The sequence below is a fragment of the Streptomyces sp. NPDC048278 genome, from assembly GCF_040652195.1.
In the GTDB taxonomy this organism is placed as follows: Bacteria; Actinomycetota; Actinomycetes; order Streptomycetales; family Streptomycetaceae; genus Streptomyces.
The window spans coordinates 12,341-29,681 of sequence record NZ_JBEZLP010000005.1 but is presented as its reverse complement, the minus strand read 5'-3'; the positions used below and the strand labels follow the sequence as shown (position 1 = coordinate 29,681).

12 protein-coding genes are annotated in these 17,341 nt (G+C 73.9%); 9 read left to right on the top strand and 3 right to left on the bottom strand.

Features of this window, described 5'->3' with window-relative positions:
• Nucleotides 1-9: 9 nt before the first annotated feature.
• Nucleotides 10-510: a ferritin-like domain-containing protein gene (locus AB0D74_RS10930; protein ID WP_362583170.1), complete on the bottom strand. Its 501-nt coding sequence runs from the start codon at nt 508-510 to the stop codon at nt 10-12.
• The gene (locus AB0D74_RS10925) at nt 507-1,067 is read right to left on the bottom strand and encodes a hypothetical protein (protein WP_362583167.1); all 561 of its coding nucleotides are present in this window, start codon (nt 1,065-1,067) and stop codon (nt 507-509) included. The genes AB0D74_RS10930 and AB0D74_RS10925 overlap by 4 nt, the downstream gene beginning before the upstream one ends.
• A gap of 269 nt (nt 1,068-1,336) precedes the next feature.
• Here AB0D74_RS10925 and rimP point away from each other — a divergent pair, with 269 nt between their 5' ends.
• The 9 genes from rimP to AB0D74_RS10880 all read left to right on the top strand — a co-directional run bounded on the left by rimP (nt 1,337) and on the right by AB0D74_RS10880 (nt 13,711).
• On the top strand, nt 1,337-1,846 hold the full coding sequence (gene rimP, locus AB0D74_RS10920) for a ribosome maturation factor RimP (RefSeq protein WP_362583164.1): 510 nt from the start codon (nt 1,337-1,339) through the stop codon (nt 1,844-1,846).
• Nucleotides 1,847-1,848: 2 nt separating this feature from the next.
• A complete protein-coding gene (gene nusA / locus AB0D74_RS10915) occupies nt 1,849-2,835 on the top strand; it encodes a transcription termination factor NusA (protein WP_351719893.1) in 987 nt (328 codons plus the stop codon).
• A gap of 125 nt (nt 2,836-2,960) precedes the next feature.
• Complete coding sequence (locus AB0D74_RS10910; RefSeq protein WP_362583160.1) at nt 2,961-3,230, top strand: YlxR family protein; 270 nt, start codon at nt 2,961-2,963, stop codon at nt 3,228-3,230.
• A gap of 154 nt (nt 3,231-3,384) precedes the next feature.
• Complete coding sequence (infB, locus tag AB0D74_RS10905) at nt 3,385-6,510, top strand: translation initiation factor IF-2 (protein ID WP_362583157.1); 3,126 nt, start codon at nt 3,385-3,387, stop codon at nt 6,508-6,510.
• Nucleotides 6,511-6,909: 399 nt separating this feature from the next.
• Complete coding sequence (locus AB0D74_RS10900) at nt 6,910-7,203, top strand: DUF503 domain-containing protein (RefSeq protein WP_046732584.1); 294 nt, start codon at nt 6,910-6,912, stop codon at nt 7,201-7,203.
• Between the two features lie 46 nt (nt 7,204-7,249).
• Nucleotides 7,250-7,708: a 30S ribosome-binding factor RbfA gene (gene rbfA, locus AB0D74_RS10895; protein ID WP_362583153.1), complete on the top strand. Its 459-nt coding sequence runs from the start codon at nt 7,250-7,252 to the stop codon at nt 7,706-7,708.
• On the top strand, nt 7,705-8,610 hold the full coding sequence (truB, locus tag AB0D74_RS10890) for a tRNA pseudouridine(55) synthase TruB (protein WP_362583150.1): 906 nt from the start codon (nt 7,705-7,707) through the stop codon (nt 8,608-8,610). The genes rbfA and truB overlap by 4 nt, the downstream gene beginning before the upstream one ends.
• Before the next feature lie 258 nt (nt 8,611-8,868).
• Nucleotides 8,869-12,642 (top strand): trypsin-like peptidase domain-containing protein, encoded by a 3,774-nt coding sequence (locus tag AB0D74_RS10885; RefSeq protein WP_362583147.1) that lies wholly within the window; start codon nt 8,869-8,871, stop codon nt 12,640-12,642.
• A 118-nt stretch (nt 12,643-12,760) separates the two neighbouring features.
• Nucleotides 12,761-13,711, top strand: a complete 951-nt coding sequence (locus tag AB0D74_RS10880; protein WP_362583144.1) for a bifunctional riboflavin kinase/FAD synthetase — start codon at nt 12,761-12,763, stop codon at nt 13,709-13,711.
• A gap of 72 nt (nt 13,712-13,783) precedes the next feature.
• Here the strand turns inward: AB0D74_RS10880 and AB0D74_RS10875 are convergent, their stop codons facing one another.
• Nucleotides 13,784-17,179, bottom strand: coding sequence for an SCO5717 family growth-regulating ATPase (locus tag AB0D74_RS10875; RefSeq protein WP_362583141.1), 3,396 nt, complete (start codon nt 17,177-17,179; stop codon nt 13,784-13,786).
• Between the last annotated feature and the right edge of the window lie 162 nt (nt 17,180-17,341).

Here is a 17,341-nt window from a genome sequence, read left to right as displayed (position 1 = left end):
TCTGGGGCGCTAGGGAGTCGCCGAAGTCGTGGGCGAGGGCGATGACGAGGCCGCCCCACCGGCCGCCGCCCCGGAACCCGCCCGTTCGGCGAGCCCAGGGAAGGCTACGCTCTCCCCGCTCCAGCGCACCGCCCGCACCGCGGCCTCCCGCAGGGCCGCGGCGGCCGAGCCGCGCCGCTCACCGGAGGACGCCCGGACCAGGTCGGAGTAGACGTCGGCCACCCGCTGCTCCAGCTCGGCCGCGAGCCGTACGGCGGTGGCGGCGTCCGTGACGGCGAACGGCAGCGCGTACGCGGCGTTCGCGGCGACGGGCGCACCGCCCAGGTCCCGTACCTCACGGACCAGCGCGTCCCGGCCGGCCCGGTGGGCGTCGTACGCCGAGCGCGCCTCGGCCAGCCGTTGCGCGCCGATCCGGCCGCCGACGACGCCGTAGCCGTACACCGCCGCGTGCTCGGCCGCCAGCGCCGCCTGGAGCGCCTCGACGACGCCCGTCCCCGCCTCGTCGCTCACCGGTCGCCCTTCGTCAGCAGGTACGCGTGCCCGGCCCCGGCCGCCGCCACCCCGGCCAGCAGCCGGGCCAGTTCGCCCGGCACGTCCAGCAACGCCTTGGCCCGCCGGTCGGCAAGGCTCCGCTCGGCGGCGGCCAGCGAGGCGAGCGCGGACTTCTCGTCGGCGGGCACGGTCGGCGAGGCCGACGCGGACGCCGTGGGCGAGGCGGAGCCCGTCGCCGTGGGGGAGGCCGTGCCCTCCTCGCCCTCCTCGAACGCCGCCGCGTGCGCCGCCACCTCCGCCCGCAACGGCCGCAACCGCTCCGCGAGCGCGGGATGAACGGCGAGGACGGCGTCGTACTGCCGCAGCAGCCCCCGGCTGTCCCGCGCCGCACGCGCGCGTGCCCGCGCGGACACCGACGTACTCCCGGCGCTCCCCGGGGAGTCCGAACCGGAGGAGCAGCCCGTCAGCACGGCAGCCGAGGCCACCGAAACGATCAGGCTCCTTCTGCGCAACAGAGAGGGCAACGACACGGCAGACGTCCTCAAGGGGGCTCGTACGAACACACGGCCGGACATGCACCCGACCGTGATCACGTTACCCGTGCGCCCCCACAACTCACGTCACCGCCTCGACGCCCCCCGCAACAACGCCCTCAAGGGGCGCGGGGAACTGCGCGACCAGCCACGGACAACCCGCACCCGCCCCCCATCCGCAGCCCCACCCCCATAGGCGCCCGGCCCCACCGCCGGAGGCACCCGCACGCAACACCCCCCGCGACCCGATACCCTTTGACCAGACGCGCGACCCATCCCACAACAGCACACGCGGCCGAGGAGTCACCCGGATGAGCACCACCCAGAGCGAGAGGCTGCGAGAGCTCCTGGAACCGCTCGTGACCTCCCAGGGACTGGATCTCGAAGAGATCGCCGTGGACTCCGTCGGACGCAAGCGTGTGCTGCGCGTCGTCGTCGACTCCGACACCGGGGCGGACCTGGACCAGATCGCCGATGTGAGCCGCGAGCTCTCGGCGAAGCTCGACGAGTCGGACGCGATGGGCGAGGGGGAGTACACCCTGGAGGTCGGCACCCCCGGCGCGGAGCGTCGGCTCACCGAGCACCGCCACTACCTGCGCGCCGTGGACCGCCTCGTGCGGTTCCAGCTGGCCGAGGGCGGGGAACTGGTCGCCCGGATCCTGGACGTCGACGACGAGGGCATCGAACTGGAGGTGCCCGGAGTGAAGGGCCGCAAGGCCACCGCGCGCAGACTCGGGTTCGCCGAGATCGACACGGCGCGTGTGCAGGTCGAGTTCAACCGCAAGGACAAGAAGGACATGACGGAAGAGGAGGAGGCGTAGCCGTGGACATCGACATGAGCGCCCTGCGGGGCTTGGTTCGGGAGAAGGAGATCTCCTTCGACCTGCTGGTCGAGGCGATCGAGTCGGCCCTCCTCATCGCCTACCACCGCACCGAGGGAAGCCGCCGCCACGCGCGCGTGGTGCTCGACCGGAACACCGGGCACGTGACCGTGTGGGCGAAGGAGGACCCCGAGGACCTGGAGGAGGGGCAGGAGGCGCGCGAGTTCGACGACACCCCGTCGGACTTCGGGCGGATCGCCGCCACCACCGCCAAGCAGGTGATCCTGCAGCGGCTGCGCGACGCCGAGGACGACGCCACCCTCGGCGAGTACGCCGGCCGTGAGGGCGACATCGTCACCGGGGTGGTCCAGCAGGGCCGCGACCCGAAGAACGTGCTCGTCGACATCGGCAAGCTGGAGGCCATCCTGCCGGTGCAGGAGCAGGTCCCCGGCGAGACCTACCCGCACGGGATGCGGCTGCGGTCGTACGTCGTACGGGTGGCGAAGGGCGTCCGTGGCCCCTCGGTCACGCTCTCGCGTACGCACCCGAACCTGGTGAAGAAGCTCTTCGCGCTGGAGGTGCCGGAGATCGCCGACGGGTCCGTCGAGATCGCCGCCATCGCCCGCGAGGCCGGTCACCGCACGAAGATCGCGGTCCGTTCCACCCGTTCGGGCCTGAACGCCAAGGGTGCCTGCATCGGCCCCATGGGCGGCCGGGTCCGCAACGTCATGGGCGAGCTGAACGGCGAGAAGATCGACATCGTCGACTGGTCGGACGACCCGGCCGAGATGGTGGCGAACGCGCTGTCCCCGGCCCGCGTCTCCAAGGTCGAGGTCGTGGACCTGGCGTCCCGGTCGGCCCGGGTGACCGTGCCGGACTACCAGCTGTCGCTGGCGATCGGCAAAGAGGGACAGAACGCCCGGCTCGCCGCCCGGCTCACGGGCTGGCGGATCGACATCCGCCCGGACACCGAGCAGGCGCCCGAGTAGATCACCCGCCCCGTTCACTCGGACGGGGGGAATAGTTCCAAGCCGCAGGTCGCTTGGATTACGACAACGGGCGTTCGATCTTTGCCCCGAAGGGGTGAGGTCGGTTCGGGGAGGTAGACTTAGCGGTGTCTGGCCGGACGCATGCCCGCGCATGCCCTGAGCGCACCTGTGTGGGGTGCAGGCAGCGAGCGGCCAAGACCGAACTGCTGCGGATCGTGGCGGCCGGGGACGAATGCGTCCCCGATCCTCGCGGTACGCTGCCCGGCCGGGGTGCATATGTACACCCCGCCCAGGTCTGTCTGGACCAGGCGGTGCGCCGCCGGGCACTCCCGCGGGCGCTGCGCGCCCCGGGCCCGCTGGACGTAAAGGCGTTGCGCCGGTACGTCGAGCAGTAACACCGTAAGAAGCGTCGTTCGGAACGTCCGTGCGGCTCTGGTACCCCGCGAGTTGGAAGTAGGTCGAGATTGCGATGAGCACTCGATGAGCACGCGATGAGTACGCCCATGAAGTAGCGACGGTCCGGACGCACCCGGACCTAAAAGGAGCGAAGTGGCTAAGGTCCGGGTATACGAACTCGCCAAGGAGTTCGGGGTTGAGAGCAAGGTCGTCATGGCCAAGCTCCAGGAACTCGGTGAATTCGTCCGTTCGGCGTCCTCGACGATCGAGGCGCCCGTTGTACGCAAGCTGACTGACGCCTTCCAGGGCGGCGGCAAGCCCGCCCCCCGCAAGGCTGCCCCCAGGCCCGGCGCGCCCTCCCCGGCGCAGTCGGCCCGTCCGGGTGCCCCGAAGCCGGCCCCGCGCCCGGCTGCCCCGCAGCCCCCGGCCGCCCCCGCGGCTCCGGTGGCGCCCGCGGCCTCGGCCCCGGTCACCCCCGCGCCGGTCACTCCGGCGCCGGTCACGCCCGCGCCGGCCGCCTCCGGCCCGCGTCCGGGTCCCAAGCCCGCCCCGCGTCCGGCTCCGGCCGCGCCCGAGTTCACGGCTCCGCCGGCGCCTCCGGCCGCCGCGGCACCGAGCCCGGCCGCCGCGCAGGGTCCGCGTCCGCAGTCCGGCCCGCGTCCGGGCCAGGGCGCTCCGCGTCCCGGCGGTCGTCCCGCCCCCGGTCAGGGCCAGGCCCGTCCGGGCCAGGGCGGCCAGCGTCCCGGTGGCGAGCGCGCCCCCCGTCCGGGCGGTGCCCGTCCGGCCGGTCCGCGCCCCGGTAACAACCCCTTCACGTCCGGTGGCTCCACCGGCATGGCCCGTCCGCAGGCCCCGCGCCCGCAGGGCGGTCCGCGCCCGGGTGGCCCCGGTGCCCCCGGCGCCGGTCCCCGTCCGCAGGCGCCCGGCGCCCAGGGCGGCGGTCCGCGTCCCCAGGCTCCCGGCGGTTCCCGTCCGAGCCCGTCCGGCATGCCCCGTCCGCAGGGCGGTCCGCGTCCCGGTGGCGGCTCCGCGGGCCCGCGCCCGAACCCCGGCATGATGCCGCAGCGTCCCGCTGCCGGCCCGCGTCCCGGCCCCGGTGGCGGCGGTCGCGGTCCCGGCGGCGGTGCGGGTCGTCCCGGCGGCGCCGGTCGTCCCGGTGGCGGCGGCGGCTTCGCCGGTCGTCCCGGTGGCGGCGGCGGTGGCGCCCGTCCGGGCGGTGGCGGCGGCTTCGCCGGTCGTCCGGCCGGTCCCGGCGGCGGTGGCGGCGGCTTCGGCGGCGGTCCCGGCGGCGGTGGCGGCGGCGGTCGTCCCGGCTTCGGCGGTCGTCCCGGCGGTCCCGGCGGCCGTGGTGGCACGCAGGGCGCCTTCGGCCGTCCCGGCGGTCCGGCGCGTCGCGGTCGCAAGTCGAAGCGGCAGCGTCGCCAGGAGTACGAGGCCATGCAGGCCCCGAGCGTCGGCGGCGTGATGCTGCCGCGCGGCAACGGCGAGACCATCCGTCTCTCCCGCGGCGCGTCGCTCACCGACTTCGCGGAGAAGATCAACGCCAACCCGGCGTCCCTCGTCGCGGTCATGATGAACCTCGGCGAGATGGTCACGGCCACGCAGTCCGTCTCCGACGAGACGCTGCAGCTCCTCGCCGGCGAGATGAACTACGAGGTTCAGATCGTCAGCCCCGAGGAGGAGGACCGCGAGCTGCTCGAGTCCTTCGACATCGAGTTCGGCGAGGACGAGGGCGACGAGGACGACCTGGTGGTCCGTCCCCCGGTCGTCACCGTCATGGGTCACGTCGACCACGGCAAGACCCGACTCCTCGACGCCATCCGCAAGACGAACGTCATCGCGGGCGAGGCCGGCGGCATCACCCAGCACATCGGTGCCTACCAGGTCTCCACCGAGGTCAACGACGAAGAGCGCAAGATCACCTTCATCGACACCCCGGGTCACGAGGCGTTCACCGCCATGCGTGCCCGTGGTGCGAAGTCGACCGACATCGCGATCCTGGTCGTCGCGGCCAACGACGGCGTCATGCCGCAGACGGTCGAGGCGCTCAACCACGCCAAGGCGGCCGACGTCCCGATCGTCGTCGCGGTCAACAAGATCGACGTCGAGGGTGCCGACCCGACCAAGGTGCGCGGTCAGCTGACCGAGTACGGCCTGGTGGCCGAGGAGTACGGCGGCGACACCATGTTCGTCGACATCTCCGCCAAGCAGGGTCTGCACATCGACTCGCTGCTGGAGGCCGTGGTCCTCACCGCGGACGCCTCGCTCGACCTGCGGGCCAACCCGCACCAGGACGCGCAGGGCATCTCCATCGAGTCCCGTCTCGACCGCGGCCGTGGTGCCGTGGCGACGGTCCTCGTCCAGCGAGGCACCCTGCGGGTCGGCGACACGATGGTCGTGGGCGACGCCTACGGTCGCGTCCGCGCCATGCTCGACGACAACGGCAACAACGTCGCCGAGGCCGGCCCCTCCACGCCGGTGCAGGTCCTGGGTCTGACCAACGTCCCGGGTGCCGGCGACAACTTCCTCGTGGTCGAGGAGGACCGTACGGCCCGCCAGATCGCGGAGAAGCGTGCGGCGCGCGAGCGCAACGCGGCCTTCGCGAAGCGCACGCGCCGCGTGTCCCTGGAGGACCTGGACAAGGTGCTCAAGGCCGGCGAGATCCAGCAGCTCAACCTCATCATCAAGGGTGACGCTTCCGGTTCCGTCGAGGCCCTCGAGTCCTCCCTGCTCCAGCTGGACGTCGGCGAAGAGGTCGACATCCGCGTCCTGCACCGCGGCGTCGGTGCGGTCACGGAGTCCGACATCGACCTGGCGATGGGCTCCGACGCCATCGTCATCGGCTTCAACGTCCGCGCGGCCGGCCGCGCGGCGCAGATGGCCGAGCGCGAAGGCGTGGACGTCCGGTACTACTCGGTCATCTACCAGGCGATCGAGGAGATCGAGGCGGCCCTGAAGGGCATGCTGAAGCCGGAGTACGAGGAGGTCGAGCTCGGTACGGCGGAGATCCGCGAGGTCTTCAAGTCGTCCAAGCTGGGCAACATCGCCGGTGTCCTCATCCGCTCGGGCGAGGTCAAGCGCAACACGAAGGCCCGCCTCGTCCGCGACGGCAAGGTCATCGCGGAGAACCTCAACATCGAGGGCCTGCGCCGCTTCAAGGACGACGTCACCGAGATCCGCGAAGGCTACGAGGGCGGTATCAACCTCGGAAACTTCAACGACATCAAGATCGACGACGTCATCGCGACGTACGAGATGCGCGAGAAGCCGCGGGTGTAACACCTACGGTCGGTAGTCGGCCGACGGGACTTCGGTTCCGTCGGCCGGTACCTTTCCCGTCGGGATACCACCGTCACGGGGCTCCGCCCCGGACCCCGGGACCTTCGCCCACCCACCACCCGACTCGGTCGGCCGAGAAGGCTTCGACCGAGAGGGCGCCCTTCAACCCGCCGAGTCGGGTACCGGAGGGCACCCTTTCAACCTGCCGAGTCGGGTGGTGGGTGGGCGAGGTCGGGGTCCGGGGCGGAGCCCCGTGACGGGGCCTGTCGGCCTACCGCGGGCGGGTGGGTAAAGACCCGGGTCCGGGGCAGGGAAAGTCGGTCGAGCCCCCGGCAGGGACGGGGTACCGTTCCTGACAGGGCCATCGATCCCGAGCCGGCGGGTTAACCGGTTACCTACATGTACGTGGGGACTCTGTCCTTCGACCTCCTCCTCGGCGACATCCACTCGCTCAAGGAGAAGCGCTCCGTCGTCCGCCCGATCGTCGCCGAACTCCAGCGGAAGTACGCCGTGAGTGCCGCCGAGGTGGACCACCTGGACCTTCACCGCAGGGCCGGTATCGGCCTCGCCATGGTCTCCGGAGACGCCGCGCACCTGACCGACGTACTCGACCGGTGCGAACGGCTGGTCGCCGGCCGCCCCGAGGTGGAGCTGCTGTCCGTGCGACGGCGCTTCCACGGCGACGACGACTAGACCTGAGACTTGAGAACGACGAGAAGAAAGAACGGGAGACGGACCAGTGGCCGACAACGCGCGGGCGAAAAGGCTGGCGGACCTCATTCGAGAGGTGGTGGCCCAGAAGCTGCAGCGCGGGATCAAGGACCCGCGGCTCGGTTCGCACGTCACCATCACGGACACCCGGGTCACGGGTGACCTCAGGGAGGCAACCGTCTTCTACACGGTGTACGGCGACGAGGAGGAGCGGAATGCCGCCGCCGCCGGTCTGGAGAGCGCCAAGGGCATCCTCCGGTCCGAGGTCGGCAGGGCCGCCGGCGTGAAGTTCACGCCGACCCTCGCCTTCGTCGCGGACGCCCTCCCGGACACCGCCCGGAACATCGAGGACCTCCTCGACCGGGCGCGCCAGTCCGACGCGAAGGTCCGCGAGGCCTCCGCGGGCGCCGACTACGCCGGAGAAGCCGACCCGTACCGCAAGCCGGGCGAGGACTCCGCCGACGAGACGGACGACGCCACCGAATGACCAGCAAGCCCACCCCGCCCGACGGCCTTGTCATCGTCGACAAGCCGTCGGGCTTCACCTCGCACGACGTCGTCGCCAAGATGCGGGGCATCGCCCGCACCCGGCGCGTCGGGCACGCCGGCACCCTCGACCCCATGGCCACGGGTGTCCTCGTCCTCGGTATCGAGCGGGCCACCAAGCTCCTCGGGCACCTCGCCCTGACCGAGAAGGAGTACCTGGGGACGATCCGCCTCGGGCAGGACACGGTCACGGACGACGCCGAGGGCGACATCACCTCGTCCACCGATGCCTCCAAGGTCACCCGCGAGGCCGTCGACGCCGGCATCGCCAAGCTGACCGGCGCCATCATGCAGGTGCCGTCCAAGGTCAGCGCCATCAAGATCGACGGCGTGCGCTCGTACAAGCGCGCCCGGGACGGCGAGGACTTCGACATCCCGGCCCGCCCGGTGACCGTCTCGTCGTTCGCCGTGTACGACGTCCGGGACGCCGTCGCCGAGGACGGCACCCCCGTCCTCGACCTGGTCGTCTCCGTCGTCTGCTCCTCCGGCACCTACATCCGCGCCCTCGCCCGCGACCTCGGCGCCGACCTGGGCGTCGGCGGACACCTCACCGCGCTGCGCAGGACCCGCGTCGGACCGTACAAGCTGGACTCCGCGCGCACCCTCGACCAGCTCCAGCAGGAGCTGACCGTGATGCCGATCGCGGAGGCCGCCGGGGCCGCATTCCGGCGCTGGGACGTCGACGCCAAGCGGGCCAGGCTGCTGCTCAACGGCGTACGCCTGGAGATGCCCGAGGAGTACGCGGACGCCGGTCCCGTCGCGGTGTTCGACCCCGAGGGCCGCTTCCTGGCGCTCGTCGAGGAGCAGAAGGGCAAGGCGAAGAGCCTCGCCGTCTTCGGCTGAACCCCTGGTGTGCCCGTGGAGCGGCGACCACGGGGTCTGGCGCCGCCGCCGCTCCACGGTCCCCCCTCGGTTCCCCCACCCCTAGGGTGTATCCACCCGCCCCTGGCTATTCACCCGACCGAGCAGGCGCTCGGAGTGAAGCGGGGGAGCGGAGGGGGGCGCGTTCACCGCCCGCTCTGTCCCGCTGATCATTTCGCGCCTACGGTCGAAGACAGCCCCGGACAAAGGGCACGGGTGTACGGGCGGGGAGGTTCGATCATGGCGGGACGGGGCCCGCGGACCGGGAGCGGTCGCCGGACGGCGGACGGTACCCGGGAGGCGCGGCGGGAGCCGGGAGCGGAGCAGGAACCGGGCACCGGGCAGGAGCCGGGCACCGGGCAGGAGCCGGGAACGCGGCCGGACGAGCGGCTGGTCCGGATCCGCGACCTCGCCGGACGCCCGCGCGGCACCGGATTCCTGGCCGATCACCAGGGCACGCTCATCACCAGTCACGAGGCCGTCGACGGCCTCGCCCGGATCGTGCTGCACGCGGCCGGGGACCGCACCTGCGTGGTCGGCTCGGACGCCGTCGTCCCGCTGCCCGCCTACGACCTGGCCCTCGTCCGCACCGAGGGCCTCGCCGTGGCCCCGCTCCCGATCACCGTACGGGAACGCATCCCGGCCGGCGCCTACGTGCGCATCGCCGCCGACCGCTGGCGCGAGGCCCGGGTGCTGGCCGCGACCCAGGTGACGTACACCGCCACCGACCGCTTCCACCTCCTCGAAGACGCCCTGGAGCTGGCGATCGGCACGGCGGGCCGGGACGCCCTGCGGCTGGGCGGCGGGGCGGCCGGCGGTCCGGTCCTGGACGCGGAGACCGGCGCGGTCCTGGCAGTCCTCGGCACCGCCCTCCAGTCCGGCCAGCGCGACGTGGGCTTCGCCGTCCCCCTCCACCACCCGGACAGCGGCCCCCTCGCCGACCTCCTGGCCACCAACGCGGCCACGGTCCCGGCCTACGGCATCGACCTCAACCTCGCAGGCGTACTGGAACTGACGGCCACCTCCGTAGGCCAGGACGGCCCCCCGCCCCAAAGGGGCGCGGGGAACTGCGCGACCAGCCACGACGCACCCGCACTCGCGCCACCACCCTTCATGGCACTCGCAGGCGAACACACCGACCCCGTCCAACCGGTAGAACGAGCCGCGACGGCAAAGGAACTGTCGGCCTTCGCCGAAGGCACCCGCGCCGGAAAAGCCACCGGCACCGTCCTGGCCCTCGTCGGCGCCCCCGGCACGGGCCGCACCACGGAACTCGCCGCCCTCGCCGCCCACCGCACCCGCGAAGCGAACCCGGCCCCCACCCTCTGGCTCCGCGGCGCCGACCTCAGGGACGCCGACGGCTCCGTCGCCGACGCGGCCCGCCGCTCCCTGGACCGCGCGGTCCGTATCGTCGCCGCCTCCCGCTCCCAACTCCCCGGCGATCTCGGAGAGCTGACCGTGGAGCGGCTGGCCCGCCTCGCCGCCCGCGCCGGCCGCCCGCTCCTCCTCCTGCTGGACGGCCCCGAGGAGATGCCCCCGGTCCTCGCCCACCGGCTCCCCGCCTGGACCGAGGGCACCGCGGACTGGCTGCGCGACACCGGCGCCCGCCTGCTCCTGGCCTGCCGCGAGGAGTACTGGGAGCGCGCGGGCGCCGAGTTCCCGCCCGACCTGCTGCACCGGGGCACCGGCGACCCCGCCTGCCTCCGGCTGACCGACCTCACCCCCGACGAGGCCCGCCGCGCCCGCGCCCGCTACGGCATCCCCGACGGCGCCCTCATCGACCACGACGCCCGCCATCCCCTCGCCCTGCGGCTGCTCTCCGAGGTCCGCGCCGCCCTCCCGGACGCCCCGGCCATCGTCGACCCGCTCGACCGGCACGACGTCTTCGCCGCCCACCTCGACCTGATGTGCCTGCGCATCGCGGTCCGCCTGGCCGCCGAGAACGGCCTGCGGGGCACGGCCGTACGACGGCTCGCCGCCCGGGTCTCCGGCCAGGTGCACGAGGCCGCCCGGCGCAGCCTCGGCCCCGGCCAGGGCGAGCTGGACCGGGAGTCGTTCGAGGCGGTGTTCCCCTGGGGACCCGTCCCGGCCCACCTCGGCGGTGGCTCCGGGTGGGCCTCCGCCGTGCTCACCGAGGGCCTGCTGGTGCCCGCGGGCGCCGGCTACCGCTTCGCCCACGAGGAACTCGCCGACTGGATCCAGGGCATGCACCTGGACCTGGACGAGGCCCTGCACGCCCTCGTCCACCGCCCCCGCACCCCGCTCGGCGCCCACCCCCTGCCCGTCCCGCACCACAGGGCCGGCCCGGTCGTGCAGGCCCTGCTGCTGCTCGACCGCGAGTACGGGCCCACCCGACTCACGCCCCGACTCGACGAGTTGATGCACGCCCTCGATCTGGACCCCGGTTCCTGGTGGGCCGCGCGGCTGCTCACCCAGACCCTGCTGCGGCTGCCCGACGCGACCCCGTACACGGGGGTGCTCCGGCTGCTCGCCGACCGGGTCGTGGGCCGGCCGCGCACCGCGCCCCCGGAACTCGGCCCGGACTTCTGGACCGCGCTCGCCCTCCCGGACGCCGACCGCTTCGATCTGCTGCGCAGGCTCGTCCTCGCCGACGAGCCGCTGCCGGACCCCGCCCCGGACCCGGAGACCGCGCGCATCAGCCGCTTCGGCCCAAAGCCGTCCCAGCGGACTCATCTGACCCAGCCGGCTCACCTGTCCCAGCCGCTCCAGCCGCTCCAGCCGCTCCAGCCGACCAGGCCGTCGACCAGGTCGCAGCCCCGGCCGCCGACGGAGCAGCCCGGCGGCGCCGCCCCCCGCTACCTGGACGCCGTGGCCCGACTGCTGTCCGCCGACCCCACGGCCGTACAGCCGTGTCTCACCCGGTGGTTCGACGACGAGCGGCCGTTGCCCGCGATGCCGCACGCCACCGTGGCGACGGCCGCCCAGGCGTTGCTGCACACCCACCGGCACCGGGCCCTGGACGACCTGACCGAGGTGCTGGTGGACGCCGCCCACCGGCGTGGCGACGAACTGCTCGCCGTACTCGCCGAGGACGAGCCGTCGGCGATGTGCCGGGCCGTCGACCGCTGGGCGCACGACGAGCGCCCGGCCCGCCGGGTGGCCGCCATGGCCCACGGGCTGCGCACCGCCCCGCACGTGCACAGCGAACCCGACCGCGAACTGCTCCGCTACGCCGCCCTCGCCCTGCTCGCCCGCCCCGCCGACTGCACCCTGCACGGCGGCGCCCTCGCCCTCCTGGTCCGCGACCCGGCGACCCGCGCCCGCCATCTCCCGCAGGCGCTGCGGCACTTCGCCGACGGCGACCACCAGCTCACCCCGGCCGCCCTGGTCCCCGCCCTCGTCACCCACTCCGACGAGATCCTGGAAGCCTTCCGGGTCCGGCTGCGCGGACCGGACGCCGCCCAGGTACTGCGCACGCTCGCCCATGTCACCGCTCCCGCCCTCGCCCAGCGGGTCGCCGAGCTGGTCCTGGAGGCCGCCGAACTGCGGCCGGCGCTGGCCGGGCAGGTGGCCGGCTTCGTCGAGCGCCGACTGGACCAGGGCGCCGCGGCCCGTACCGTCCTCCTGCCCCTGGTCACCGGGCTGCTCCACGACGGCCCCGAGCCGGTCAGGGCGGCCCTCGCGACCGTACTCGGCGCGGCCGGCACCCCCGCCTCCCGACCGCTGCGCCGGGAGCTCCTGGAGTTCCTGCTGGCCCGCGAGCGCGAGCCGGGTGTCCTCGACGCGCTGCTGCACGCCGCCGCCGCGCAGCGCGAGGACGACGGCGACGGGATGCGCGAGCTGGTCAGGCGCACCGGGCTGCTGCTGGTCCGCACCCCGGACGGGGCGACCCTCTTCGACCGCGGGCTGGTCGACCTCGGCCGGCACGTCCCCGGATTCGCCGCCCTGATGGCCCGCTGGCTCACCGACACCCCGCAGGAGTGGGCCGCGGTGGTCGGCCCCAGCACCCGCCGCATGCTGGGAAACCTGGCGGGCGTCAGGGTCCCGGCGTGAGCGCGGACACGTGCGCCCGGTCACAGCGACCGTGCCGGTGTGAGACGGGTCGGGCAAACATGGCACCCTTAGACCTGCGTAAGACGGACAACGGACACAGGTTCGAGGAGCGGACACAGTGCAGCGCTGGCGTGGCTTGGAGGACATCCCCGAGGGCTGGGGGCGCAGCGTCGTCACCATCGGGTCCTACGACGGGGTGCACCGCGGTCACCAGCTGATCATCCGGCATGCCGTGGACCGCGCCCGTGAGCTGGGCATCCCGGCCGTCGTCGTCACCTTCGACCCGCACCCCAGCGAGGTCGTCCGCCCCGGCAGCCACCCGCCGCTGCTCGCCCCGCACCACACCCGCGCCGAGCTGATGGCGGACCTGGGCGTGGACGCGGTGCTGATCCTCCCGTTCACCACGGAGTTCTCGAAGCTGTCGGCCGCCGACTTCGTGGTGAAGGTCCTGGTCGACAAGTTGCACGCCAAGGCGGTCGTCGAGGGCCCCAACTTCCGCTTCGGCCACAAGGCCGCGGGCAACGTCGAGTTCCTCGTCGAGCAGGGCAAGGTGTACGACTTCGAGGTCGAGGTCGTCGACCTGTTCGTGCGCGGGGAGGCGGGCGGCGGCGAGCCGTTCTCCTCGACCCTGACCCGGCGCCTGGTCGCCGAGGGCGACATGGCGGGCGCCCGCGAGATCCTGGGCCGCCCGCACCGGGTCGAGGGTGTGGTCGTGCGCGGCGCCCAGCGCGGCCGTGAGCTGGGCTTCCCCACCGCCAACGTGGAGACCCTCCCGCACACCGCGATCCCCGCCGACGGCGTCTACGCCGGCTACCTGCACGCGCAGGGCGAGGTGATGCCGGCCGCGATCTCCGTCGGCACCAACCCGCAGTTCGACGGCACCGAGCGCACGGTGGAGGCGTACGCCATCGACCGCGTGGGCCTGGACCTGTACGGCCTGCACGTCGCCGTCGACTTCCTGGCCTACGTCCGCGGCCAGGCCAAGTTCGACTCGCTCGACGCCCTCCTTGAGCAGATGGCCGAGGACGTCAAGCGCTGCCGCGAGCTGGTGGCGGCCGAGCACGCCTGATCCGGCGGAGGCTCTGCGATACGCCGAAGGGCGGCCGGTGCGCGAGGCACCGACCGCCCTTCGGCGTTCCGGCTACTGCTGCGGCGGCTGCTCCTGCGGAGCCTGCGGCGGCTGCGGGGGCTGCTGCGGGTAGCCGTATCCCGGCTGCTGCGGGTACGGCTGGGCGCCCGGCTGCGGCTGGCCGTACAGCTCCTGCTGCGGATACGGCTGCTGCCCCGGGTACGGCTGCTGCTGCGGGGGATAGGGCTGTCCGGGCGGCGGCGCGTACGGCTGGGGCTGCCCGGGGGCGGCGTACGGCTGCTGCGGCTGCCCGGGTGCGTACTGCTGCTGCCCGGGCAGGGGCTGGCCCGGCATGGGCGGGGCGGCGACCGGCGGCGGGTTGCCGTCGTTGGTCCACAGGCCGTGCATCTGCTGGTGGCGTACGAAGTCCTCGGCGACCATCGCCGCGAGGTTGAAGTACGCCTCGCGCACCTTGGGCCGCATCATGTCGAGGTCGACCTCGGCACCCGCGGACAGGTGTTCGTCGAAGGGGACGACCACGACACCCCGGCAGCGCGTCTCGAAGTGCTGCACGATGTCCTCGACCTTGATCATCTTGCCGGTCTCGCGGACCCCGGAGATGACGGTGATGGACCGCGAGACGAGATCGGCGTAGCCGTGCGCGGACAGCCAGTCCAGCGTCGTGCTCGCGCTGCTCGCCCCGTCCACCGACGGCGTCGAGATGATGATCAGCTGGTCGGCGAGGTCGAGCACCCCGCGCATGGCGCTGTAGAGCAGGCCGGTGCCGGAGTCGGTGAGGATGACCGGGTACTGCTTGCCCAGCACGTCGATCGCGCGCCGGTAGTCCTCGTCGTTGAACGTGGTCGACACGGCCGGGTCGACGTCGTTGGCGATGATCTCCAGGCCGGACGGCGCCTGCGAGGTGAACCGCCGGATGTCCATGTAGGAGTTGAGGTACGGGATCGCCTGGACCAGGTCGCGGATGGTGGCCCCGGTCTCGCGGCGCACGCGGCGGCCGAGGGTGCCGGCGTCGGGGTTGGCGTCGATGGCGAGGATCTTGTCCTGGCGCTCGGTGGCGAGCGTGGAGCCCAGCGCGGTCGTCGTGGTCGTCTTGCCCACGCCGCCCTTGAGGCTGATCACCGCTATCCGGTAGCAGGACAGCACCGGCGTGCGGATCAGGTCCAGCTTCCGCTGCCGCTCGGCCTCCTCCTTCTTCCCGCCGATCTTGAACCGGGAGGCCGCGGCGGTGGGCCGGCCGCTCTTCGCCTTCTGCTTCTTGTTGTTGAGCAGCCGGTCGGAGGACAGCTCCACGGCGGCTGTGTAACCCAGCGGCGCGGCACCGGGGTTGGTCATCTGCCGCTGGTCGTGCTGGATGGGCTGCGGCCAGGCGGCGCCGGCCCGCGGGTCGACGGGCGGCTGGGGCTGCGCGGCCTGCGCCTCGGCCGCCTGCGGGCTCTGCGGCGGCTGCTGCGGTGCCGCCTGGGCGGCGCGCGGGTCCTGCGGGGCGTGCGGGGCGGCCTGCGGCGGCTGGCCCGGCTGCGGGAACCCGTAACCGCCGGGCTGGCCCGGGACCAGCGGCTGCCCGGGCTGCGGGAAGCCGTAGCCGCCCGGCGCCTGCGGCGGCGGAACGGGGACGCCCGGCTGGGGGAAGCCGTAGCCGCCCTGTGCGTCGGGCGCGGCGGGCTGCGGTGCGTACGGCTGTGGCTGTCCGGGCTGCGGGGGCGCGGGCTGGTTCCAGGCGGCGGGCGCGGGCTGCGGTGCCTGCGGGGGCTGGAACGGCTGCTGCCCCTGTGCGGCGGCGGGCTGGGCCTGCGGCTGACCGGGCGCGGGCTCCGGCGCCGCCGGCTGGACCGGCCACTGGGCGGCGGGCGCGGGGGCCGCGGGCTGGTACGACGGCGGCAGCGGCGGAACCACCGCGGGAGGCGTCGGCGGGGGAGCCCAGGCGGTGGGCACGATGTCCTCGGGAGCCGGGGGTGCGTCCTGCGGCGGGGCCGGAGGCGCGGGGACCGCGGCGGGGGGTTCGACGGGGTCGACGACGGCTACGGCCTCGTCGGCCTCGTCGTTCTCGTCGCGAGCCTCGGCGTCGTTGTCGTCGTCGCCGTCATGGGCGTCCGCGACGACGGCGTCCGGCAGCTCGCCTTCGTTCGTGTTGTCCGTGTCATCCGTGTCGTCCGCCGGGACGGCTTCCCGCACGTGCCCTTCCGCCGCGGCCGTACCGTCGGCGCCGGTGGCACCGGGGGTGACGGCCTCGGCCGCCCCCTCGTCCATGTCCTCGGCGTCCGTGGTGACTTCGCCGTTCTCGCCGTTCTCGCCGTTCTCGGCGTACTCGGCATCTGCGTCGGAGTTCGCCGGAAGCGCGACGGCCGCTGCCTCCGATTCGCCTTGCTCTTCGCCCTCTTCGGCGACAGCAGGCGCGGCGGCCTCGGCCATCTCGCGCTTCAGTGCGACGGGGGAGAGCCGGATGGTCGAACCGCTCTCCAGGTCACCGTCGTCCTCCTCGGGCTCCGGTGCCGGCTCCTCGGCGGTGGCCGACTGCGGCTCGAAACCGACCGGCAGCTGCGGCACGCCGGCCGGACCGCCGACAGGCGGCACACCCGGGGGCGGGGTGAACGGTGCCATGGGCGGGGCGGCCGGTGCCCCGGCGTCCGCGCTCGGCACCGGCGGCGTGAACGGCGCGCCCGGCGTGGAGGTGGGCGGAGGGGTGAAAGGAGCCCCTGGCGTTGACGCGGGCGCGGGAGTGAACGGCGCTCCGGGAGTTGACGCGGGCGGAGCGGTGAACGGCGCGCCCGGCATCGCAACGTGCGGCGGTGTGGCAGGAGCCGCGGGCACCCCCGGCGTCGCGGAACCCGGCACCGGAGGCACCGGAGGCACCGGAGGCACCGGAGCCGCCGGAGGCACCGAAGCCGCCGGACGCGTGAACGGCGCCCCCGGCGTCGCGGTGGGCGGCGGAGTGAACGGTGCGCCGGGAGCGGACGCGGGCGGTGGCGTGAACGGTGCGCCCGGAGTCGACGCGGGCGGTGGTGTGAACGGTGCGCCGGGAGCCGACGGCGGCGCAGCCGGCGGCGGGGTGAAGGGCACCCCCGGACCCGGCCTCCCGCCCCCCTGCTGGGCGTGCGGAGGAGGGGTCAGCCCGGGAATCGGCGCCCCCGGCGGGAACGGCGAACGAGGCCCGGCGGCCCGCCCCGCACCCGCACCCGCACCGGCCCCTGGACCGGCTCCCGTACCCGGCCCGCTCTCCGCACCGGCCGCACCCGCGGGTCCCGGCGCACCCGGACCACCCGGTCCGGCCGGACCCCCCGGTCCGCCGCTCGCCGGGCCGGAACCGTCGGCCGCGTTCTGCGTGTACCAGGCGGGCGGTGCGTAGTCGATGGTGAACTCGCCCGTCATCTCGTTGAGGGACTCCGCGTCGGGCTGGTCATCGCCGGGTGTGGCCCAGCCCCCGCGGATCCCGTCCCGATCGCTGCTCACAGTTCCTCCTGGTGTGGTCGAGCACCCTCATGCCGTGCCGGCGCGACGACCATGTCGTGTCGTTCTCAGCATCCGTATTCGTGTGAGGTAGTCCGATCCACCGGCTCTCCCCCTCGGGACACCGACGCCGTATTCACGGTCCGGACGTCGTGCCACCCTCCC

Excerpts from the sequence above, each read along its gene's own strand:
- AB0D74_RS10925 (WP_362583167.1), bottom strand. The coding sequence starts at position 1,067 with ATGTCCGGCCGTGTGTTCGTACGAGCCCCCTTGAGGACGTCTGCCGTG.
- rimP (WP_362583164.1), top strand. The coding sequence starts at position 1,337 with ATGAGCACCACCCAGAGCGAGAGGCTGCGAGAGCTCCTGGAACCGCTC.
- AB0D74_RS10900 (WP_046732584.1), top strand. The coding sequence starts at position 6,910 with ATGTACGTGGGGACTCTGTCCTTCGACCTCCTCCTCGGCGACATCCAC.
- truB (WP_362583150.1), top strand. The coding sequence starts at position 7,705 with ATGACCAGCAAGCCCACCCCGCCCGACGGCCTTGTCATCGTCGACAAG.
- AB0D74_RS10885 (WP_362583147.1), top strand. The coding sequence starts at position 8,869 with ATGGCGGGACGGGGCCCGCGGACCGGGAGCGGTCGCCGGACGGCGGAC.